The organism is Haloprofundus marisrubri (genome assembly GCF_001469955.1).
Lineage (GTDB): Archaea > Halobacteriota > Halobacteria > Halobacteriales > Haloferacaceae > Haloprofundus > Haloprofundus marisrubri.
The window spans coordinates 643,655-663,016 of sequence record NZ_LOPU01000018.1 but is presented as its reverse complement, the minus strand read 5'-3'; the positions used below and the strand labels follow the sequence as shown (position 1 = coordinate 663,016).

Below are 19,362 nucleotides of genomic sequence, written 5' to 3'. Positions count from 1 at the left end.
ACGCTACTCGCCGCGGAACTCGGGCGAGCGCTTGCCCATGAACGACTCGACGCCTTCGGTGTGGTCGGCCGTCTCGAACACCGCCGACTGCGCGCCCGCTTCGTTGGCGATAGCCGACTGCAGCGAGAGTTCCCAGCCTTGGTCGAGCAGTCGCTTCGAGGTTCGCAACGCGACGGTCGGTCCCGAGGCGATTTTCTCGACGAACGCTGCGAACTCCTCCTCGAAGCGCTCCTCGTCGTAGACGTGATTGACGAGACCCAACTCCAGCGCCCGTTCTGCGTCGAGCAACTCGCCGGTGAACACGAGTTCCTTTGCGACGTTGTCGCCGACGATGCGCGGCAGGAGATACGAAGTCCCGGAGTCGACCGCGAGGCCAACTTGACGGAAGCCGAAGCCCATCCGCGCCTCCTCGCTCATCAGTTGCACGTCGCAGGCGATGGCGAGGTTCGCGCCCGCGCCGACGGCGACGCCCTCGATTTTCGCCACCGTGGGAAACTCGCACTCGGCGAGTCGCTGGACGCACCGGCCCGTGTTCTGGATGATGTGTCTAACCGTGTCGTCGAGCGTCCACCCGCCCGACTGCAGTTCCATCATCGCGTTCACGTCGCCGCCCGCCGAGAACGACCCCTCGGACCCGGTGACGACGACACAGCGGGTGTCCGTGCCCTCCAACTCGTCGAGAGCGTCGACGATGCCGTCGGCCACGTCGGCGGTGAGCGCGTTGCGAAGGCTGGGGTTGTTCAGCGTGATGGTGGCGACGCCCGTCTGCTCGTCTCTGTCGAGGACGACGGCGTCACTCCCGCCGTCGGTGACGATAGCGGATTTCGGAGCGTCGTCGCCGCCGGCGTTGGGGTCGCCGTCGCTGTCGTCGCCCTCAGTCATCCGACGCCTCGGCTTCGCCGACGAGTTCGAACTTCTGGACCTTGCCGGTCGTCGTCCGTGGGAGTTCATCGACGAACTCGACTTCGCGTGGGTGTTTGTACTCGGCGATATTCGACAGACAGTACTCGCGGATGTCGTCGGCGGTCACCTCCGCTCCGGGCGCACGGACGATGAACGCTTTCACCGTCTCGCCGCGGCGGTCGTCCGGGATGCCGACGACGGCGGCGTCGGCGACGGCTTCGTGTTCGAACAGCAACTCCTCGACTTCCCGCGGGTAGACGTTGTAGCCTGCGGTGTTTATCATGTGTTTGGCTCGGTCGACGACGTAGAAGAAGCCGTCCTCGTCGTGGTAGCCGATGTCGCCGGTGTGGAACCAGCGTTTGCCGTCGCGTTCGGTGAACACTTCGGCGTCGGCGTCGGGCAGGTTGTAGTAGCCCTTCATCACGTTCGGGCCGTTGATGACGAGTTCACCCGTGATTTCGTCCAAATCCGTCTCCTCCTCGTCGACCGGCCCCTCCGGAACCGGGCCGATTTCTTCGAAGTCCTCGGTGACGACGCGCGCGTCGATACCGGGGAGTGGTTTGCCGATACTCCCGACGCGACGGCCGTCCGTGGGACTGTTGAAGTGGGTAACCGGACTGGTCTCGGTGAGACCGTAGCCCTCGAAAATCTTCGCCGGGTACAGTTTCTCGAACTGTCGGAGTACTTCGGTCGGAATACCCGAGCCGCCGACGCCGCAGAGACGAAGCGACGAGAGGTCGAACTCCTCGGCGTTCGGTTGGTTGATGACGTCGTTGTACATCGCGGGCACGCCGTGCATCAAGGTGAGTTGTTCGTCGGCGACGAGCGACATCGCCTCCTGGGCGTCCCACGACGGCAGCGGGTAGTACGCACCCCCGCCGAACAGCGTCGCGTTCATCACGACAGTCATGCCGTAGATGTGAAAGAGGGGTAAGACTCCCAACTGTTTGTCGTCGGCGCGGATGCCGTCGGGGACGATGGCGATGGACTGCTCGGCGTTCGACGCGAGGTTGTGGTGGGTGAGGAGGACGCCTTTCGGTTGGCCGGTCGTCCCCGACGTGTACGGTTGGACCGCCTCGTCGTCGTCGCCGCGGTCGATTGTCTCGAACTCGGGACTTCCACAGAACGCCTCGAACGACGTCGCGTCCGCGGACTCGCCGCCGACACCGACGACGTGTTCGACGTCCGTCTCGTCTTTGACCTCCTCGACGAACGGTACGAGGTCCGAGAGCGCGACGACGACTTTCGCGCCGCTGTCGGCCAACAGGTGACCGATTTCGCGGGCTTTGTACTGCGGGTTCATCGGAACGACGACGCCGCCCGCTCGGAGCGTCCCGTGGAAGGCGACGACGAATTGGGGAAGATTCGGCAGGTAGATGGCGACGCGGTCACCCTCGCCGACGCCCGCCTCGGCGAGTCCGGAGGCGAACGCCCCGGTCTGTCCCCAGAACTCCCGATAGCTCACCTCGTTGCCTTTGAAACTCAGTGCGAGGTTGTCGGGGTGTTCCTGTACCGTCTCAGCGATATGTGTGACTAAATTTGTCATGTGGCATCTCACCACATGTACGCCGTCGCTAAAAGGTTTGTTTCGAACAACGATTATAAACCGGCGGCGGGTGGCGTTTTTCGGGTGAGTTCGGGGCAAGCGATGCCCGGGTGGCGCTCAGTCCCACAACAGATGGTCGAACGCGTCGCCGGCGATGCCCGGTCCGTCGGGGACCGCGATTTCGCCATCGGTCACCGCTACCGGGTCGTCGACGAGGTCTTCGGCCAGCAAATCTCCCGTTGCGAGTCCACAAGCCGGGATGTCGGGAATCGCCGCGGCGACGTGAACTGCGGCAGCACGGGCGACGGCGGCGTCGACGGTGGTCGTAACGACGGGTGTGACGCCGCTTCGACGGAGATACCGCGCCAGCGACAGCGTCGGGCCCGGTCCGCCGAGCGCCATCGGCTTCAGAACCAGTACGTCGGCGTAGTCGCGGAGGTTCAACGGCAGCGACACCGACGAGTCGTACAGTGTCTCGTCGAGTGCGACGTCGACGCCGCGGTTCCGTAACTCGGTGTAGCCGCTCAACTCGTGGGTCGGAAGCGGTTGCTCGACGTACGCAAACTCCAACGCTGCGAGGCGGTCGACCGCTCGCTCTGCAGTCTCACGGTCCCACGCACCGTTGGCGTCGGCTCGCAGAGCGATTTCGTCGCCGACGGCGTCGCGGACTGCGCGGACCCGTTTTTCGTCTGTTTCGAGCGACTGCGCACCGACTTTCAGTTTGAGACAGTCGAAGCCGTCGGCGACAGCGTTTTCCGCCGCAGCAACGGTTTCGTCGACCGACCCGTCGCCGACGGTCGCGTTGACGGGAACGGTCGCCGGTCGGCCGGCTCTGTTGTTTCGTGTTCCGAACTGCCCGGCGAGCCACTCGTGCAGTGCTTTCCCCTGCGCGCGAGCCTCGGCGTCCATTCGTGCGAGGTTCACCGCGTGGCGGGTTGCCGGGCCGAGGGTCGCCCCATCGAACTCGTATCCCCTGTCGGCGGCGTCCGACAGTTCCGCCAACCGTGCTCGACACTCCACGTACGATTCGGTCCACTCCGGAAGCGGCGTTGCCTCGCCGACCCCCCGAACGCCGTCGTCGGTCTCGATACCGACGAGGAAGCCGCGACGTTCGTCTATCTCGCCCTTCGCGGTTCCGAGTGGCTCTTTCAGACGTACTGAGAAGGGTTCGACTCTCACATCCCGCATCTCACATCACTGGTCCGATAGCCACACCCACGGCGAACAGGAGTGCGTAGGCCGCGAGCAGCTTGCCGGTCCGTTCGAGCGCCGGATTCAGTTTCTCACCTTTCGTCTGGGTGACGACGGTTCGGGTGACGCCGACTGCCAACGGGAGCGTCAAAAGCGGCAGCAGCACCGGCCACGTGAAGCTCTCGGCGACGAGGAAGTACACCGGAACGATGTAAGCAAGAACGAGCATGGCGACGTACTCGGCCCGCGCGAAGGTGTAGCCGTAGCGGACGGCGAGGGTTCGCTTTCCGGTCGTCGCGTCCTCCTCTCTGTCTCTGACGTTGTTGACGACGAGGATGTTCGTCGAGATGGCCGCGATAGGCAGCGAGGCGACGAGGACTTCCAGCGGGACCGTGCCGGCCGGAATCCCAACGGTGAGCGGGTCGGCGAGCACGGAGACGGCTTGGACGTAGTAGGTACCCGTGACGGCGACGAGGCCGAAGAAGACGAACACGAACAGGTCACCCAACCCATGATAACCGAGCGGATACGGGCCGCCGGTGTAGGCGATGCCGCTGGCGACGGAGAGGAGACCGATGACGAGGATGGGGACGCCGCCGACGTAGACGAGATAGGTTCCCAAGAGGATGGCGACGGCGAAGGTGAGATACATCGCCCGCTTCACGTCTTCAGGGTCGATGAGGCCGCCCGCGGTAACCCGAGTAAAGCCCTCGCGCGCTTCGGTGTCCGCGCCCTGAATCGCGTCGTAGTAGTCGTTGGCGAAGTTCGTCCCGATTTGGATGAGCGCCGCGCCGACGAGTGCGGCGACGGCGGGCCAGAAGGAAAAGACCTGACCGAAGCCGAAATCGTGGAACGCGAGGCCGACGCCGACGACGACCGGTGCGGCGGCGGCCGGTAGCGTCTGTGGCCGCGCCGCGATGACCCACGCCTTCCGGCGCGAGATGTTCTGCGTACTCATTGTCTTGTCTCCGTGCTACGGAGTCGTCAAATTTGGCATGTCGGGTGAGAGGGATGGAGACGAGTGTCTGTTCGGAACGGTCGGCCAGAGAAGTCAATACCCTTGCACGACGTGTTATCGCATGGACGAGTTCGACACTGCTCGTGGAACGTGTCGAATTACGGACGACGTGTTAGTTTTCGAGAGGGACCGCAGTGCGAGTCGGAAGCGGTGGCTGAAGCTACAGAGACAGTCGAAAATACAGTGGCAACTAGCAGCTATGGCACTCATTGGTGTCGCGTTCGTCCTCCTCGTCGGCCCGTCGGTAGCCGCTGTCGTAGACCTAGTTTTCCTTTTCAGCATCGTACTCGGTTCGTTGTTCGGAATCATTCTGGTTGGTGCTGCGCTCATGACTGGTTTCACCGTCCTACTTTTCGGATTCGACTGGGTCGGGCGCGTTTCCGACACCGAGATTCCACTTGACGCCGTCGTCGACGTGACTGGTGTTGAGAACGGTCACTCGGTCAGAACTGCCACAAACAGCGGCACCCCTTCTCCAGAGCATCCCAAAATTTCGGCGCTTCTAATCCGCTACGACGAAAACGGCAACACGGACACGCTCAAACTCGGGTTTCAACGTGGCATGGGCGACGAAGTCAATAACGCGGTAGATGCGTTCGAGCAACGAGGCGTCGCCTTCGAGCGACGGACGAGGACCGACATCGTCAGAGAGCGGTTTTCGTTCCAGTCTCGAAAAGGGGACTCCGACTCGGCGTAGCCTCTACTTCGTCACCGAAGCACGTACACTTCCGAGTCGTTCCACGCCCGGTACAGAATCGTGCCGTCGACGAGAATCGGGGCCGACCCGACCGCCGGCGCGTCCCACGCTCGAACCAGTTCACCGGTTTCGAGTTCCACGGCGTGAACACCAGTGTTCGCCCCCGGAAGCAACGCGATGTCGCCGAAAACCGTCGGTGCGCCCGTCGCGTTCCCCGTTTTGTAGCGCCACACCGACTCGCCGGTCTCGGCGTCGAGCGCCCGTGCGAAGTCGCCGTTTCCGGGCGGGAGAACGACGGTTCCGTCGCTGACGGCGGGCGGGTCGAAGATGCCGCTGGGGATGGGCGTTCGCCATCGGACGCTTCCGTCGGTCGCATCCAGCGCGTAGAAACTGCCGTCTTTCGTGACCGCGTAGACGAGGCCGTCTGCGACGACCGGCGTGGTGTAGACGGGGCCGACCCCTGCGCGCCACTGTTCGTCGCCCGCGTCGGTGTACGCGAGCACCGCGCCATCGGTGCCGTCGACTTCCGCCGTGTAGACGTAGTCGCCGACGGCGACGCCCTCGCCGCCGGCAGCGTTCCAGTGTTCTTCTCCGGTTTCGGCGTCGAGCGCGTAGAGTTCGGGGCCGGCGGTGTAGACGGTGCCGTCGTAGACGAGCGGCGACCCCGACTGGTCGAATCCACTCACTCCCTCGGTGCGCCACAGTTCGGTGCCGTCGTCAGGGTCGAGTGCGACGACGTCGTTCGTCAGCGCGACGAACACGACGCCACAGCCGAGCGCAGGCATCGTCGAGACGTTGTCACCGGGGTCGTACGCCCACAGTCGTTCGCCGGATTCGATATTTCGGGCCTCGACGCGGACAGTTCCGGCCGCGTAGGCGACGCCGTCACTGACGGCGGGTGAGGCTTCGATACCGTTGTCGGCCTGTGTCAACTGCTGAGCCGTCGCATCTGCGGGCGGTAACTCGCGAGACCCGGCCACACCGCGTCTCTGCCAGTCGAAGCCGTACATCGGCCACTCGTGCGACGAGGGCTGACAGTCGATGTCCGGGTCGGAGCCGACCAGATTCTCCAGTCGTCGACCACCGATGCATCCGCTGACCGACGACAGACCGGCGAAACCACAGGCTGTGAGAAACGTTCGACGTGACTGTGGGGAGGGCATCTGTCGCGTCGGAGACACGGGTCCGACTTGACTGTTCGGGTCACGGACGAAACACCACCGACGACACGAGACCAGAACGGTTTCACCTCTCGAATAGCAGGTTCCGAACATGACCGTCACCGACCCCCGCGAGCGGTTCGACGACCTCCACGTCCTCCGGAGCGAGTACGAGGTCGACGCCGAGACGTTCGCCGGCCTCGGCGAGTACGAGGCGTTTCAGTCGGGATGGGTCGCCACCGCCGTCACCCTCGACGAAGACGACCGAATCCTGTTGGCCTACGACGGCGACGACGAGCAGTGGGTTGTCCCCGGCGGAACGGTTCAATCCGGCGAGTCGCTCCGCGAAGGCGTCGTCCGCGAGGTCAGAGAGGAGACCGGCGTCGACGTGACTCCCGAGCGGCCACACGCCGTCTACGACGTGGTTCGAACCCACTCGGAGGATTCTCACACGTTCCGTGTCGTCGGCTTCTCCGCGACGGCGACCGACTCGGAAGTCGGCACGAATCTCGGCGTCGACGACGAGAACATCGAGCGAGCGGCGTGGTTCGACGAACTGCCCAAGGAGACGTTCGACCGCGAGTTCGCGCAGGCAGTGCTGAGCAAGGCCCGAGAGTAGAAAGCCGAATGAATCCGTCGCGTCGCATCCGCGCGAACGACGGAGTCGTGAACGCGGTTCTCCGGTCGCGTCGTACGTGACCGGCCTTTTTTGTCCAGATTTCTGGCGGGGTTCGAGCGCCGCGAAGTGGCGCGAGGTCAGCCGAGACGGCTCTGCCGTCTTGCGATGCCAGAAACGCTTTGGGTTTCTGAGCACCCCATGAAAAAGGTGGGTTAGTAGTGCCAGGGATACTCCGAGAAGTTCGGGTCGCGCTTCTCCAAGAACGCATCCCGACCCTCAGCCGCCTCGTCGGTCATGTAACCCAAGCGCGTCGCTTCACCGGCGAACACCTGCTGGCCGACCATCCCGTCGTCGATTGCGTTGAACGCGAATTTGAGCATCCGAATCGCCATCGGACTCTTGCTCGTAATCTCCTCGGCCCACTCGAAGGCGACATCTTCGAGGTCCGCGTGCGGAATCGACTCGTTGGCCATCCCCATGTCGACGGCTTCTTCGGCAGAGTACGTCTTCCCGCGGAAGAAAATCTCACGGGCCTTCTTCTGGCCGACCTGTCGGGCGAGGTAGGCGGAGCCGAATCCGCCGTCGAAGGAGGCGACGTCGGGGTCGGTTTGGAGGAACTTCGCGTGTTCCTCGGAGGCGAGCGTCATATCGCAGACGACGTGCAGCGAGTGGCCGCCGCCGACAGCCCACCCGGGGACGACGGCGATGACCGGCTTGGGCATGAAGCGGATGAGTCGCTGGACTTCGAGGATGTGTAGACGGCCCGCCTTCGCTTTCTTCACGGTCGGGTCGTCGTCTTCGGCGGCCTCGTCGTCGCCGCGGTACTCGTAGCCGGAGCCGCCGCGAACCGACTGGTCGCCGCCCGAGCAGAACGCCCACCCGCCGTCCTTCTCGGAGGGGCCGTTGCCGGTCAGAAGCACGCAGCCGATATCGGCCTGCTTGCGGGCGTGGTCGAGCGCCGCGTGGAGTTCGTCGACGGTGCCCGGACGGAACGCGTTACGAACCTCCGGGCGGTCGAAGGCGATGCGGACGACGGGCGCGTCGACCGCACGGTGGTAGGTGATGTCCGAGAAATCGGTCGAAACGACCTCCCAGCGGTCGGGGTCGAAAAGCTCCGAAACCATACGAAACGCGGGGTCGCTGCCGCGAAAAAGGTTCCCGTCGGCCTCCGGAGGGGCCGGAGGCGAACTCGGCTCAGAATCCGGAACTGGCGGTTTTGAATCGGTAGAGTGCGTGACACAGATGCACCAGTGCGAGAACGGCCAGCGGCGGTAACGCGGCCACGACGACGACGGCGACGAACTCTCCGGAGACGGCGCCGACACCGACGCGTGGCCCCGACGGGAGTGCCGGGAGAAGCGCGAGCGTCGTAGCCGCCCAGAGAGTAACGTTGTAGCCGACGGCGCGGAACGCAGCCAGCGCGTACGACCGGGGTGGCCACGCGGGTCCGAAGCTAGTCCAGTCGCCGCTCAACGCGCTCACCGACAGGACGAGCGAGACGAAGCCGACGGCGAAGACGAACACCACGTCGGCGGCGGCGAACAGACTCCGACCAGCGGTCACCGAGAGTATCCAGAACATGGCGGGAATCGTCAGTATCGCCACCGCGCCCCCACCCGAAAAGAGGCTTTCGAGGAGACGGCCGTAGCCGTCGTTCTCCTCTCGCGGGCGCAACTGTCGCTGTTCGGTTGCCGGGTCTGTGCCGCGACTCGGGGACGCCATACACAGAGAGTTCGTCCCGAGATACCTAAAACTCCGCCCGACGCGGACTGCTCACTGTTCGTGCAGCGTCGCCAGCGGCCCGGTCGGACTCGTCAGCCAGGCGACGAGCACCAGCATCAACACGGTGAGAACACCCAAGAGAACCTGCTGGGCGATTAGCAGCGAGTACGCCAGTATCAGTGCGGCAAGAACGCCAGTTACGGCTGCCCGAGTCGACGAGAACGCTCCGACGAGTGCGCCCGTTTCGAGGAACTCGCCGGCAAACCATCCGAGAAAGTAGACGACGACGGCGAGAAACACCCCAATCAGCGGCACTCCGCCGATAACGGTGAGATACGCGAAAACAACTGCAGCAAGCAGTAGCGTCGGGAGCTTCCATCTGGAGGGCATCGACTATCAAATATCAGCCACACTCAAAAAAGACACTGCTCCTCAGTCGAGGTCGGCGACGCGTTCGACGACCTGCTCGTGGAGTTCTTCCCGTGTTCGGTGGCTCTCCTCGGCGGTGGTTCGGACTTCGATGACCTGCGTTCCCTCGCGTGCGACGGAGTCGGCGTAGGCCTCGCGGAACGTCTCTCGGCCTTCGACGCGCTGGAATTCGAGGCCGTAGAGGTCACCCGTCGCCTCGAAGTCGAGGCCGTGCGGCGTCTTGAACTGCGAGGTGAACGGCGGGTCGAACTGCTCGATGGGCAGCATGTGGAAGATGCCGCCGCCGTCGTTGTTGACGAGGACGACCGTCGCGTCTACCTCGCAGCGGTCCAGAGCAAGGAGACCGTTCATGTCGTGGTAGTACGCGAGGTCGCCGAGGACGAGCGTCAACGGGTCGGTCGTCGCGCTTCCCGCGCCGAGCGCCGTCGAAACGATGCCGTCGATACCCGACGCGCCGCGGTTGCCGAGCGCCGTGAGATTCGTTTCGCTGGGTCGGGCGAACCGGTCGAGGTCGCGGACGGGCATGCTGTTGGAGACGAACAGCGTCGCGGGGTCCGGCGCGAGGTCGGCAACGTCTCCCAAAATCTTTCCTTCGAACAGGTCGTCCGTCCCGTCGACTGCCGCCCAGTGTTCGCGGTCCGCAGAGAGCCATCGGTCGCGCCACGCCGAACTGTCGGGGCCGGAGACGAGGCGGGCGACGTGCGCGGCGAGACGGGAGGGGTCGGAAACGACGAGGTCAGATGCAGAAAATTCCGCTTCGCGCCACTCCGCGGCGGGGTCGACGACCAACTGCCGGGCGTCGGTCCGCGCGAGATACTTCCGGAGCGGTTTCGAGGTCGGTGACGCGCCGATACGGAGGACGATTTCGGGGTCGGGCCAGTCGCCGACCGCATCCTCGGCGAGGAAGTCGTCGTAGCCGCCGACGACGGCGGTGGTTCGGACGTGGCCGCCGAAGCGAAGTCCCGAGAGCGGGTCGGCGAGAACCGGGAAGCCGGTTCCGTGCGCGAGCATCGCTATCGCCTCGGGGTCGACGCCCGGCGGGTCGGCGGGACCGGCGACGATGAGGCCGCGTTCGGCCGAGAGTCTCTCGGCAATCTCTTGGAGTTCCCGGTCGTCCAACTGCGGCACTCCCTTCGTCGGGCGAACGTACGGGCCGTCCCGGCCACGAGCGGCCAGCGGCGGAAGGTCTGCGGGCACGTCGTCTTCGACCCGAATCGGTTCCAAGGGTTTGCGGAACGGGACGTTGAGGTGAACTGGACCCGACGGTGTGCCGGTCGCCTGCGCCAATGCGCGGTGGGCCGTCGTCCGGAGTCCCCGAAGCTTTCGGTCCGTCGCTTCGGGTTCGGGGAGGTCCTTGTACCAGCGGACGGAGTCGCCGTACAGTTTCTCCTGGTCGATGGTCTGGTTCGCGCCCGAGTCGCGGAGTTCCGGCGGACGGTCGGCGGTCAACATCAGCATCGGGACGCGCGCCTGCGACGCCTCGATGACGGCGGGGTGGAAGTTCGCCGCGGCAGTGCCCGACGTACAGACCAACGGCGTCACCTCGCCGGTTCGCCGCGCCCGCCCCAGCGCGAAGTACGCCGCCGAGCGTTCGTCGAGGTGTGAGAACACGTGGATATCCTCGTGTCGGGCGAACGCGACGGTCAGCGGCGTCGAACGACTTCCGGGAGCGATACAGACCGCAGAGACGCCCGCCTCGGCGAGTTCGTCGACCAGCACGCGCGCCCACAGCGTGTTTCGGTTCGGCGCAGTCATTGCTCGGAAGTTGGTGTGCGGCGTCAAATAGGCGGCGTGATTCGGTCGTGACCGCCGACCGAGACAGCGGTGTTACTCCAACTCGTCGAGAATCGGCCGCACTTTCGGCTGAAGTTCGTCCCACTCGGCTTCGGGGTCGCTGTCGCCGACGATACCGTTGCCCGCAAAGAGCGTCGCCTGTTTGCCGCCGGCGACACCCGAGCGGATGCCGACGGCGAACTCGCCGTTGCCGTCGGCGTCGAACCAGCCGACGGGAGACGCGTACCATCCACGGTCGAAGGATTCGGTTTCCCGAATCGTTTCGAGGGCCGCTTCGAGCGGTAGGCCGCCGACGGCGGGCGTCGGGTGCAGCGCTTCGACGAGCGAGAGTACGTGGGCGTCGCCGTCGAGCGTCGCCGAGATGGGGGTTTGGAGGTGCTGAATGTTGCTCAGTTTGCGGATGCGCTTGTCGCGGGCGGTCACGTCGCCGAACTGCTCCAGTTGCTCGCAGATGGTGTCGGCGACGAGTTGCTGTTCGTGCTGGAGTTTCTCGCTCTCCAACAGCGATTCGGCGTAGTCCGCATCGTCCTCGGGGGTCTCCCCGCGCGGCATCGACCCCGCCAGCGCTTCGGTTTCGACGCTTCGACCGGCGCGCTTGACGAGACGCTCCGGCGGCGGCCCGAAGAAGGCCGCCTCGTCGGTCGGTTGGACGAGGAACCGATAACACTCGGGGTACGTCCGACGCAGGCGTTCGAGCACGTCCGGGATGTCGACTTCCTCGGCGAGTTCGAGGTCTAACGCCGTCGCCAACACGACTTTCAGCAAGTCACCCGACCGAATGCGCTCGGTGACGCGTTCGACCTGTGCGGTCCACTCTCTCTTCGGTGTTCGCCAGTGGCGGTCCGCGACGCCCGGTGAGCCACCGCTGGGGCGCATCATCGGGAGTTCGGAGAGCGACTCGCGGGCGGCGTCGAGCGCGTCGGCGGCCGAGTCGACCGTCGCGTCGGGGCCGTACTCGACGACGGTGAGCCACGTCGCGTCGTCGCCACGGGTCAACTGCACGCGCGGGAGGACGAACGTCGCTGCCGCGAATCCGGTCCACGGTGGCGTCTCCTCGTGGTCGGCGTCGAACGAGAGGCCGCCGAGCATCCGTGGACGCGTCGCCTCCGGGCCTTCGTGGTCGGCGTCAGCAAACAGTGCCTCCGCCTCGTCGCGGAGGCTGTCGAACCGCTTCGGCCCCGACGCGGTGAGGTGGGCGGCCGCACCGCCGCCGACGAGTTCGAGGCCGTCGGGCGATGCCCAGTGGACTCGCGGGGCGTTCTGGTCGGCGAGGAAGGCGCGAAACGACACGTCCGGAATCTCGCAGGACCGGCTTACGAGCGTCGCCTCGGCGTGCGACACTACCGCCTCTTGGTTGCGCTGCGCCGGGTTCATCTAGGCTGGCTTAGGACGCAGGCCTTTTCAACCCCACCTTTTGCGCTGCGGGCGCGCTTCGCGCGCCCTCGGCAAAAGCTGGACCAAAAGCACTCCTTCCTCACTTCGCTTCGCTCCGTTCGGTCGTCGGCCGAAAATCGCAAAGCGATTTTCGCACGAAAACTTGAGGAGTAGTTCGCTCACCGGAGTGGCTGCTTGGTGTTCGCTGGTCCGTTCTGCTCGGCGATAGTTTTATGAACTGCTGTAAAGGACATTTTACTGTAAAACGAGCTTTACACCATGACCAGTGAACTATCGATTACTGACCGGAAGCGATATCGAAATCTGATGAGTCAGTCGATTGGAGTCGGCGTTATCGGAATCTTCGCAGCGACAGCGGCGGCCGTTTTTGCGCCATCCTCCATCGAGGATTTGTTTCTGATTGCGGGTGTCGGGAGCTACTATCTCGGCGTTGTCGGCTATCTGTTCATTTGGCAGCGTACGGGGGTTCGACTCCTCGACGAACGGGAAGCGCGAATCGAACAGAAAACCGGCCAAATCGTCGTGTCCGTACTCATCGCCATCACCATCTTCGCGCTTCCAGCAGATGTCTTACTCGACACGACTGGAATCGTCGATGTGCCACCCGCAATCCGAGGTGTGGTGTGGGGATACGCATTGCTCCTGCTGTTTTCTCTTCTCGTCTACGGCTACGTTGCCGACCGGATGCAATGAAAAACCGCATTCGAAACTACCGTGAGAGGAAAGGAATCAGCCAAGGCGAACTCGGCGAGGCAGTTTCCGTGTCGCGCCAAACCATCAACGCCATCGAACGAGAGCGGTACAATCCCTCTCTCGAACTCGCCTTCAAACTGGCAGCATACTTCGATACGACGGTAGAGGCGCTGTTCGACCCGGACCTGTCAGAGTAGTCGGTAGATACTATTTCGACAAGACTTCCGATTAACTGTACCGCTCTTCGTTCCACGGGTTCGCCGTGTTCGAGTAGCCGCGTTTCTCCCAGTAGCCGCGTTCGGCCTCGGTGAGGAACTCGACGCCTTCGACCCATTTCGCCCCCTTGTAGGCGTACTTGTGCGGCGTGACGACGCGGAGGGGACCACCGTGGTCCGACGGCAGCGGTTCGCCGTCGTACTCGTAGACGAACAGCACCTCGTCGCGCATACACTCTTCGAGCGAGAGGTTCGTCGTGTAACCGTCGAGGGCGTGGAACATCACGTGGACCACGTCGTCGTCGAGGCCGGCCATCTCCGCGAGCGTCGGGAACGTCACGCCGGTGAACTCGCAGTCGAACTTGCTCCACCCGGTGACGCAGTGAAAGTCCTGAATCTGGGTTTCGGCGGGCAGGTCTTTGAACTCCTCGTAGGAGAACTGCAACTGCTCGTCTACCGCGCCCCAGACGTCGAACTGCCACGACTGCGGGTCCCACGAGGGCGTCCCGCTCTTCGAGAGCACGGGGAATCGCTCGGTTTTGCGTTGGCCGGGCGGGAGTCTGTCCCCGCCGAACTCCTCGTAGAGGTCGGTGACGGTTTTGCTCATATCAGGTGGTTCGTCGCCACTCACCTATGGTTATCGACTCCCTCTCCGAGTTTGGGTTGTGCGACGGGAAGCTACGCAGAACCGAAACTGAAGTTTGCAACTTCCCAACTATTTTCGTGGGATACCGTGACGCGGTTGGTGTTCGGGAGGGGGCAACGCCGCCAAGTTTAAATACGGGCTATCCAAACGCACGGACGATAAATGCCGAAAGTACAGATGAACATCCCCGAGCACATCGAGATGCAAATCGCACAACTCGTCGAACAGGGCGAGTTCGTCAACCGCGAAGAAGCGGTCGAAGAACTGCTCTCGACGGGCATGAAGGCCTACAAGACGAGCGGGCCGATGGACAACGACGAACCGGGCTTCGAAGACGACGGCATGATGGGCCACGAAGACGAGTACGTCTTCTGAGCCAGTCGTGTCGGTATGGCAGAATACCGCAATAATCCTTAAAACGAAAACGGACCTACGGCCCCCTATGCACAAGGACGACCTGCTCGAACTGCACGAACAGATGGTGATTATCATGGAGTACTTCCGCTCGCAGGAGGACGTCGACTCCTCGCTGTTCGACCCCTACGACGAACTGAGCGTCGAACCCTCACACGTCCACAAATCCAAGAGCGAGCACAAACACGCCGTCTTCGTCCTCGGCAACGCGCTGGCGACTGCGATGAGCGAAGACGAGTTCTCCAACGCCGGCCGCGTCGGCAAGCGGATGGAAGAACTCGCCAACGACGCCGAGTCGAAGATTTAGAGTCTTTTTTCGACGCGACGCCGACATCCGACGCCGCCGATTCGGACCGCCCGTCACCCGACGTTCCGCCACGCTAACGGTTATCACTCCCGCCCGTGAGCGTCCGCCATGGACCGGACACTCATCGCCGAGAAAGTCGAGCAGTCACACGACGCCGTCGCCGGAAGCGACGCCGACTGCTGGATTACGTTCTGCCGCGAAACCGACGAAGTCAACGAACCCTGCCTGCCCTATATTCTGGGCTTCGACGTCGTCTGGCCCACTGCCATCGTCGTCGGCCCCGACGACTCGGCCGTCGTTCTCGGCCGCCACGACGCGCCGAACGCCGAGCGACTCGACGTCCACGACGTGTATCCGTACGACGAGTCGTTCGTCCCCTCGCTTCGAGACGCACTCGACTCCGTCGCGCCCGACGCCGACACCGTCGCCGTCAACTTCGACCGCGACGACAACGTCGCCGACGGCCTCACTCACGGCCTCTATCTCCAACTGCAGGACGCCATCGGCGACGACCACGAGTTGGTGAGCGCGGGCAACGTCGTCGGGGAGGTCCGCGGACTGAAGTCGGCCACCGAGCGCGATAGAATCTACACCGCGGCCGAAACGACCGAAGAACTACTCGCCGCGATGGTCGACACGTGGGACCCGTCGTGGACCGAAGCGGAGATTGTGGACTGGCTACACACGCGGATGACCGAGCGTGACCTCGGCAGCGCGTGGAGTTGGGAGTACTGCCCGACGGTCCACGCCGGCGGCGAGAGCGAGGTCGGCCACACGCTGCCGGGCGACCTCACCGTCCCCGAAAACGAACTGCTACACATCGACTTCGGCGTTCGAGAGAACGGCTACTCGGCGGACATCCAGCGGTTGTACGTCTGCGGCGACGTTCCCGAGGGCCTCCAGTCGGCGTTCGAGGACGTTCGCGCCGCCATCGACGCCGGACACGACGTACTCGAAGCGGGCGTCGCAGGCCACGAAGTCGACACGGCAGCGCGCGAGGCGCTGACCGACGCCGGGTGGCCCGCCTTCGAGCACGCCTTCGGCCACCAGGTCGGCCGCGCCGCCCACGACGGTGGGACGCTTCTCGGACCGCTGTGGGACCGCTACGGCGACGCGCCGAACGGCGAGGTCCGCGTCGGCGAAATCTACACGATGGAACTCGGCGTCGACACCGAGTGGGGCTACGTCGGCCAAGAGGAGATGGTCGAGATAGTCGAGGACGGAACCGAGTGGGTCGTCGCCCCGCAGACGGAACTGCGGACGCTCTGAGCGGAACTGCGGACGCTCTGTGCGGGACTACGGTCGTTTCGGTCGAAGAACGGTAAACGACGCTGCGAGCCTCGGGTTTGATACTCCGGCCCACCTTGGAGTCGGTATGCTCGCGGTTCCGTCGTGGCTTCCTCTCTCGCAACTCGCGCTCGTCGCCGTCGCCGCCGTCTGTCTGTACGTGCTGTGGCGTCTCGACGACCGGCGGGCGCATCGAGTCGCCGCACTCCGTTCCCGCCTGCTCTACGGCGTCCCGTGGGGGACGCTCCTCTCGATACTGTTCGTTCTCATCGTGTATCTCGTCGTCCAAGGCGGCTACGACTACTGGTATCGGCCGGTCGTCGTCCCCTTCCGGGCGTGGTCGTATCTTTACCCGACCGGGATGCTCACCGCCGCGTTTACACACTCCGGCGCGGGCCATCTCGTCGGCAATCTGGTCGGGACGCTCACGCTCGCACCGCTCGTCGAGTACGCGTGGGGCCACTATCCGAAAGGGCGAACGAGCCAATCGGCGGTCGAATCCTCGGGATGGCGAACCGACCCCCGAGTCCGTGCCTTCGTTCTGTTTCCGGCCGCCGTGCTCGTCGTCGGTGTCCTTACCGCGCTGTTCTCGGTCGGCCCCATCATCGGCTTCTCAGGCGTCGTCTTCGCGTTCGCCGGATTCGCGCTGGTGTACTACCCGCTGACGACCGTGCTTGCGCTCTCGGCGGGTAACGTCGTGGACCTCGTCTACGACTCGGTGTTCAGTCCGACGACCGTCGCGTCGTCGCGCGAGGCGTTCATCTCGCCGTGGTGGGCACAGATAGCGATTCAGGGTCACGCAATCGGTCTTCTCACCGGCGTGTTGCTGGCGCTGTGGCTGGTCGAACGCCGTGGCGACGACCATCCCGCCGCGTTCAGACTCTGGACCGGCGTGCTGCTGTACTCGGTTTCACAGTCTATGTGGGCGGTGTACTGGTACCGCGGCGGCGACAGCTACGTGCTGTTTCGGGCCGCAGGTCTCGCACTCGTTTTTCTCCTCGCGACGCTCGTCACCGCCGCGGCGGCCGCGGGTGACCGGCCGCTCCTCGACCGGTTTGGGGCCGAAGTACGTGCGCGAACTGGTGACCTCCGAAGCGACGGGTCGGGACGTGACTCAAGTGGCGACACGGGCGGCGAAAACGCCCGGCGAGAGGGTCTGCAGAGCGTAACAGGCAAACAGGCGGCCGTCGCGCTGTTGCTGGTCGGTGCGGCGGCGATAACCGGCCCGGCCATCGCAGTCAACATGGTCACGACCGCCGGAGAGGAGTTGCCCGGCGAGTCGGTGCAGGTCCGCGGCTACGAGGTGACGTACGCCGAGGACGTGACCAACGGGATGGTAGCGGTAGTCGACATCGAAGGGTTCGGCGAGTCGACGAGCGTCACCACCTCCGGCGTCATCGTCCGCAATCCCGGCCGCAGTATCTGGACCAGAGCAGTCTCGAAGGGCCGCCTCGCGTTCGACGGCCGACAGGCGGTCCGCGTCGGCGGCGTCGGGTGGCGCGAGACGGTGGTCGCCAACCGCACCGGCTGGTCGCTCGTCGGCAGCAACGCCAGCTATCGCGTGACGCTCGCCGTCGACGACAACGAGACGGTGGCGTACACCTCACCACCAGCGACAGCAGAGCCCACCATCGCCGGACAGAACGTCTCTATCGCCGCCGAGGACGAGCAGTTCATCCTCCTCGTCGGCCCGAAGAACGACACCGTCTCCGCGCCCGTTCCCCGGACAAACGAGTCGGTGACGCTCAGGGGAATCCAGTTCACGAATCGCAAGGGAAAGCTGTACGCGACGACAGAGAACGGAACGCGGGTCCGAGTCGCGGCGAGAGAACGGTATCAGTAGCGGCCGTTCGATGGCATGGTGACGTTGTGGCCTTGCGGCGTTGTAGCGTGATGCCGTCGTAATCTCGCTCAGTCCCACCGAATCCGGAACACTTCGGTGTCGAGGTCTTTCGTCGCCTCCTCGTGAAACTCGAACTGTCGGTCCAGCGTCAGCGTCGCGCCGAACGCGTGAGTGACGTCGCCACCTTCGTCGGCGGCGAACGATTCGACGAACTGTTCACTTCCTTGGTTGTGAATCGAGTACGAGACGTCGGCAAACTGTGCTGCAGTCGAGAGAAACGCTCGGTCGGCCCCGCGATTGCCGTTCTGCGCGCCGAACGGTGGGTTCATCAGTACCGTCGTCTTCACGTCGCCGGGAATACAGAGCGGTGCGCGCGTCGCATCGGCGCGAATCCAGTGAATCGGGGTGGTCGTCCCGACCCGCAGTTCGTTGTCGCGGGCGGTAGCGAGGGCGTCGGCGTCGAGTTCGAGACCGACGACGCGCCGGGGACCGCGAAGCGCCGCGCCGAGCGCTAACATTCCCGTCCCCGTGCCGAGGTCGACGACGGTCCGACCGTCGATATCGCCCTGTAAATCGGCGAGGTGGACCACGTGGGCGGCGATGTCCGGCGGTGTCGGATACTGTTCGAGTCGGGCCTGCGGGTTCTCGAACCCGGCGACGACGGCCAGTTGTGTCTCCAGCGCGCGCCTGTCTCCCATCAGGCGAGAGTAGCGTCCCCCGACAGGGTAAGCGTGACGCCCTCGCGGTCAGCCCGTTCGCGCAGCGCTGCCAGTGCGGGTTCGACTTTCTCGGTTGAGCAGACGTCGTCGACGATGACGTCGAGACGGCCCGCACCGAGGAACGCCGCCGCGCGGACGTGGTCGCGGAGTCGGTCGGCTTCTTTCTGAGTCGCCAGCGAGCAGTCCTCCTCGAACTCCGCGTCGACGACGAGCGTCGCCGGTTGGTAGCCGTTCTCGCCGAGTTCCGATTTCAGGTCACGGAGGTAGGAGGGAGCGGTCGAATCGAGCGTTTCTGCGTCGAGACGAATCGGCGTGACGTCCGCCGGTCGACAGCCATCGAGTGCTTGCTGGACGGACTGAGAGTGAGTGGTACTCATACTATCAACGCATACCTTTTGGTTATACAAAAATCTTTGTGAATGCACAGTGTGCATATCTGCGCCGGGCAGGGGGCGGCGGAAACGAGACGACGAATCGGGTCAACACGGCGTCACGAACACTAATACCCGATGCTGACATAACGATTCACGGGGGTCACACGCTCCAACCCCCACTCCCCCTCGAATCCGGCAATTGAGCGTTCGAGAGTCCCGCCACGTGAGAGATATCGAGAGTCTACAAACTATGATTTAGAACTGGAACTTCTGTTTCGTATATACTACTGTGAACGAGTGGCCAATTTGTTCCTCAGTATACATAATCTAGCAAACATGGCAGCGGGCGTCGCCTTGTGATGAATTGTCAGTCAAAGTTCTGTTACAAAG

21 protein-coding genes are annotated in these 19,362 nt (G+C 64.1%); 8 read left to right on the top strand and 13 right to left on the bottom strand.

Annotated elements, in window-relative coordinates; translation table 11 throughout:
* Positions 1–3 precede the first annotated feature (3 nt).
* The 4 genes from AUR64_RS09150 to AUR64_RS09135 all read right to left on the bottom strand — a co-directional run bounded on the left by AUR64_RS09150 (position 4) and on the right by AUR64_RS09135 (position 4,598).
* Positions 4–882, bottom strand: a complete 879-nt coding sequence (locus AUR64_RS09150) for an enoyl-CoA hydratase/isomerase family protein (RefSeq protein ID WP_082230671.1) — start codon at positions 880–882, stop codon at positions 4–6.
* Entirely contained in the window at positions 875–2,449 is a 1,575-nt protein-coding gene (locus AUR64_RS09145; RefSeq protein WP_058581607.1) for a long-chain-fatty-acid--CoA ligase, read from the bottom strand. The genes AUR64_RS09150 and AUR64_RS09145 overlap by 8 nt, the downstream gene beginning before the upstream one ends.
* A gap of 117 nt (positions 2,450–2,566) precedes the next feature.
* Positions 2,567–3,637 (bottom strand): mandelate racemase/muconate lactonizing enzyme family protein, encoded by a 1,071-nt coding sequence (locus tag AUR64_RS09140; RefSeq protein WP_058581606.1) that lies wholly within the window; start codon positions 3,635–3,637, stop codon positions 2,567–2,569.
* Position 3,638: 1 nt separating this feature from the next.
* A complete protein-coding gene (locus tag AUR64_RS09135) occupies positions 3,639–4,598 on the bottom strand; it encodes a 1,4-dihydroxy-2-naphthoate polyprenyltransferase (RefSeq protein WP_058581605.1) in 960 nt (319 codons plus the stop codon).
* Between the two features lie 121 nt (positions 4,599–4,719).
* On the opposite strand from AUR64_RS09135, the gene AUR64_RS09130 reads away from it, so the two are divergent.
* Positions 4,720–5,355 carry a hypothetical protein gene (locus tag AUR64_RS09130; protein WP_058581604.1) on the top strand — a complete coding sequence of 212 codons (636 nt, stop codon included), beginning with the start codon at positions 4,720–4,722 and terminating at the stop codon, positions 5,353–5,355.
* Between the two features lie 11 nt (positions 5,356–5,366).
* Here the strand turns inward: AUR64_RS09130 and AUR64_RS09125 are convergent, their stop codons facing one another.
* The gene (locus AUR64_RS09125) at positions 5,367–6,518 is read right to left on the bottom strand and encodes an outer membrane protein assembly factor BamB family protein (protein WP_162265533.1); all 1,152 of its coding nucleotides are present in this window, start codon (positions 6,516–6,518) and stop codon (positions 5,367–5,369) included.
* 109 nt (positions 6,519–6,627) lie between these two features.
* On the opposite strand from AUR64_RS09125, the gene AUR64_RS09120 reads away from it, so the two are divergent.
* Positions 6,628–7,134 carry an NUDIX hydrolase gene (locus tag AUR64_RS09120; protein ID WP_058581602.1) on the top strand — a complete coding sequence of 169 codons (507 nt, stop codon included), beginning with the start codon at positions 6,628–6,630 and terminating at the stop codon, positions 7,132–7,134.
* 212 nt (positions 7,135–7,346) lie between these two features.
* On the opposite strand, the gene AUR64_RS09115 is transcribed toward AUR64_RS09120, so the two are convergent.
* The 5 genes from AUR64_RS09115 to AUR64_RS09095 form a co-directional block, all read right to left on the bottom strand.
* Entirely contained in the window at positions 7,347–8,258 is a 912-nt protein-coding gene (locus tag AUR64_RS09115; protein WP_058581601.1) for a 1,4-dihydroxy-2-naphthoyl-CoA synthase, read from the bottom strand.
* Positions 8,259–8,328: 70 nt separating this feature from the next.
* Positions 8,329–8,856, bottom strand: a complete 528-nt coding sequence (locus AUR64_RS09110) for a hypothetical protein (RefSeq protein ID WP_058581600.1) — start codon at positions 8,854–8,856, stop codon at positions 8,329–8,331.
* 51 nt (positions 8,857–8,907) lie between these two features.
* Positions 8,908–9,246, bottom strand: coding sequence for a hypothetical protein (locus AUR64_RS09105; protein ID WP_155120556.1), 339 nt, complete (start codon positions 9,244–9,246; stop codon positions 8,908–8,910).
* Positions 9,247–9,288: 42 nt separating this feature from the next.
* Positions 9,289–11,040 carry a 2-succinyl-5-enolpyruvyl-6-hydroxy-3-cyclohexene-1-carboxylic-acid synthase gene (gene menD / locus AUR64_RS09100; protein ID WP_058581598.1) on the bottom strand — a complete coding sequence of 584 codons (1,752 nt, stop codon included), beginning with the start codon at positions 11,038–11,040 and terminating at the stop codon, positions 9,289–9,291.
* Positions 11,041–11,112: 72 nt separating this feature from the next.
* Entirely contained in the window at positions 11,113–12,453 is a 1,341-nt protein-coding gene (locus AUR64_RS09095; protein ID WP_058581597.1) for an isochorismate synthase, read from the bottom strand.
* A 279-nt stretch (positions 12,454–12,732) separates the two neighbouring features.
* Here AUR64_RS09095 and AUR64_RS09090 point away from each other — a divergent pair, with 279 nt between their 5' ends.
* Positions 12,733–13,167, top strand: coding sequence for a hypothetical protein (locus AUR64_RS09090; protein WP_155120555.1), 435 nt, complete (start codon positions 12,733–12,735; stop codon positions 13,165–13,167).
* Positions 13,164–13,364, top strand: a complete 201-nt coding sequence (locus AUR64_RS09085; RefSeq protein ID WP_058581595.1) for a helix-turn-helix transcriptional regulator — start codon at positions 13,164–13,166, stop codon at positions 13,362–13,364. The genes AUR64_RS09090 and AUR64_RS09085 overlap by 4 nt, the downstream gene beginning before the upstream one ends.
* A 31-nt stretch (positions 13,365–13,395) precedes the next feature.
* Here the strand turns inward: AUR64_RS09085 and AUR64_RS09080 are convergent, their stop codons facing one another.
* Positions 13,396–13,989 (bottom strand): sulfite oxidase-like oxidoreductase, encoded by a 594-nt coding sequence (locus AUR64_RS09080; protein ID WP_058581594.1) that lies wholly within the window; start codon positions 13,987–13,989, stop codon positions 13,396–13,398.
* Between the two features lie 201 nt (positions 13,990–14,190).
* Between AUR64_RS09080 and AUR64_RS09075 the strand changes: the two genes are divergently transcribed.
* From AUR64_RS09075 to AUR64_RS09060, 4 genes are all read left to right on the top strand, one after another.
* A complete protein-coding gene (locus AUR64_RS09075) occupies positions 14,191–14,403 on the top strand; it encodes a DUF7120 family protein (protein WP_058581593.1) in 213 nt (70 codons plus the stop codon).
* A gap of 67 nt (positions 14,404–14,470) precedes the next feature.
* On the top strand, positions 14,471–14,749 hold the full coding sequence (locus AUR64_RS09070; RefSeq protein WP_058581592.1) for a UPF0058 family protein: 279 nt from the start codon (positions 14,471–14,473) through the stop codon (positions 14,747–14,749).
* A 108-nt stretch (positions 14,750–14,857) separates the two neighbouring features.
* Positions 14,858–16,018, top strand: a complete 1,161-nt coding sequence (locus AUR64_RS09065) for a M24 family metallopeptidase (protein WP_058581591.1) — start codon at positions 14,858–14,860, stop codon at positions 16,016–16,018.
* A gap of 106 nt (positions 16,019–16,124) precedes the next feature.
* Positions 16,125–17,879, top strand: coding sequence for a rhomboid family intramembrane serine protease (locus AUR64_RS09060; RefSeq protein ID WP_058581590.1), 1,755 nt, complete (start codon positions 16,125–16,127; stop codon positions 17,877–17,879).
* Positions 17,880–17,947: 68 nt separating this feature from the next.
* Here AUR64_RS09060 and AUR64_RS09055 read toward each other — a convergent pair whose 3' ends face one another.
* Positions 17,948–18,577, bottom strand: a complete 630-nt coding sequence (locus AUR64_RS09055; protein ID WP_058581589.1) for an METTL5 family protein — start codon at positions 18,575–18,577, stop codon at positions 17,948–17,950.
* Complete coding sequence (locus AUR64_RS09050; protein WP_058581588.1) at positions 18,577–18,975, bottom strand: hypothetical protein; 399 nt, start codon at positions 18,973–18,975, stop codon at positions 18,577–18,579. Before AUR64_RS09050 ends, AUR64_RS09055 begins: the two co-directional genes overlap by 1 nt.
* Between the last annotated feature and the right edge of the window lie 387 nt (positions 18,976–19,362).

Bases quoted from the DNA above. Each gene is read 5' to 3' on its own strand.
- AUR64_RS09150 (WP_082230671.1), bottom strand. From the start codon at position 882: ATGACTGAGGGCGACGACAGCGACGGCGACCCCAACGCCGGCGGCGAC.
- AUR64_RS09145 (WP_058581607.1), bottom strand. From the start codon at position 2,449: ATGACAAATTTAGTCACACATATCGCTGAGACGGTACAGGAACACCCC.
- AUR64_RS09140 (WP_058581606.1), bottom strand. From the start codon at position 3,637: ATGCGGGATGTGAGAGTCGAACCCTTCTCAGTACGTCTGAAAGAGCCA.
- AUR64_RS09135 (WP_058581605.1), bottom strand. From the start codon at position 4,598: ATGAGTACGCAGAACATCTCGCGCCGGAAGGCGTGGGTCATCGCGGCG.
- AUR64_RS09130 (WP_058581604.1), top strand. From the start codon at position 4,720: ATGGACGAGTTCGACACTGCTCGTGGAACGTGTCGAATTACGGACGAC.
- AUR64_RS09125 (WP_162265533.1), bottom strand. From the start codon at position 6,518: ATGCCCTCCCCACAGTCACGTCGAACGTTTCTCACAGCCTGTGGTTTC.
- AUR64_RS09120 (WP_058581602.1), top strand. From the start codon at position 6,628: ATGACCGTCACCGACCCCCGCGAGCGGTTCGACGACCTCCACGTCCTC.
- AUR64_RS09115 (WP_058581601.1), bottom strand. From the start codon at position 8,258: ATGGTTTCGGAGCTTTTCGACCCCGACCGCTGGGAGGTCGTTTCGACC.
- AUR64_RS09110 (WP_058581600.1), bottom strand. From the start codon at position 8,856: ATGGCGTCCCCGAGTCGCGGCACAGACCCGGCAACCGAACAGCGACAG.
- AUR64_RS09105 (WP_155120556.1), bottom strand. From the start codon at position 9,246: ATGCCCTCCAGATGGAAGCTCCCGACGCTACTGCTTGCTGCAGTTGTT.
- menD (WP_058581598.1), bottom strand. From the start codon at position 11,040: ATGACTGCGCCGAACCGAAACACGCTGTGGGCGCGCGTGCTGGTCGAC.
- AUR64_RS09095 (WP_058581597.1), bottom strand. From the start codon at position 12,453: ATGAACCCGGCGCAGCGCAACCAAGAGGCGGTAGTGTCGCACGCCGAG.
- AUR64_RS09090 (WP_155120555.1), top strand. From the start codon at position 12,733: ATGACCAGTGAACTATCGATTACTGACCGGAAGCGATATCGAAATCTG.
- AUR64_RS09085 (WP_058581595.1), top strand. From the start codon at position 13,164: ATGAAAAACCGCATTCGAAACTACCGTGAGAGGAAAGGAATCAGCCAA.
- AUR64_RS09080 (WP_058581594.1), bottom strand. From the start codon at position 13,989: ATGAGCAAAACCGTCACCGACCTCTACGAGGAGTTCGGCGGGGACAGA.
- AUR64_RS09075 (WP_058581593.1), top strand. From the start codon at position 14,191: ATGCCGAAAGTACAGATGAACATCCCCGAGCACATCGAGATGCAAATC.
- AUR64_RS09070 (WP_058581592.1), top strand. From the start codon at position 14,471: ATGCACAAGGACGACCTGCTCGAACTGCACGAACAGATGGTGATTATC.
- AUR64_RS09065 (WP_058581591.1), top strand. From the start codon at position 14,858: ATGGACCGGACACTCATCGCCGAGAAAGTCGAGCAGTCACACGACGCC.
- AUR64_RS09060 (WP_058581590.1), top strand. From the start codon at position 16,125: ATGCTCGCGGTTCCGTCGTGGCTTCCTCTCTCGCAACTCGCGCTCGTC.
- AUR64_RS09055 (WP_058581589.1), bottom strand. From the start codon at position 18,577: ATGGGAGACAGGCGCGCGCTGGAGACACAACTGGCCGTCGTCGCCGGG.
- AUR64_RS09050 (WP_058581588.1), bottom strand. From the start codon at position 18,975: ATGAGTACCACTCACTCTCAGTCCGTCCAGCAAGCACTCGATGGCTGT.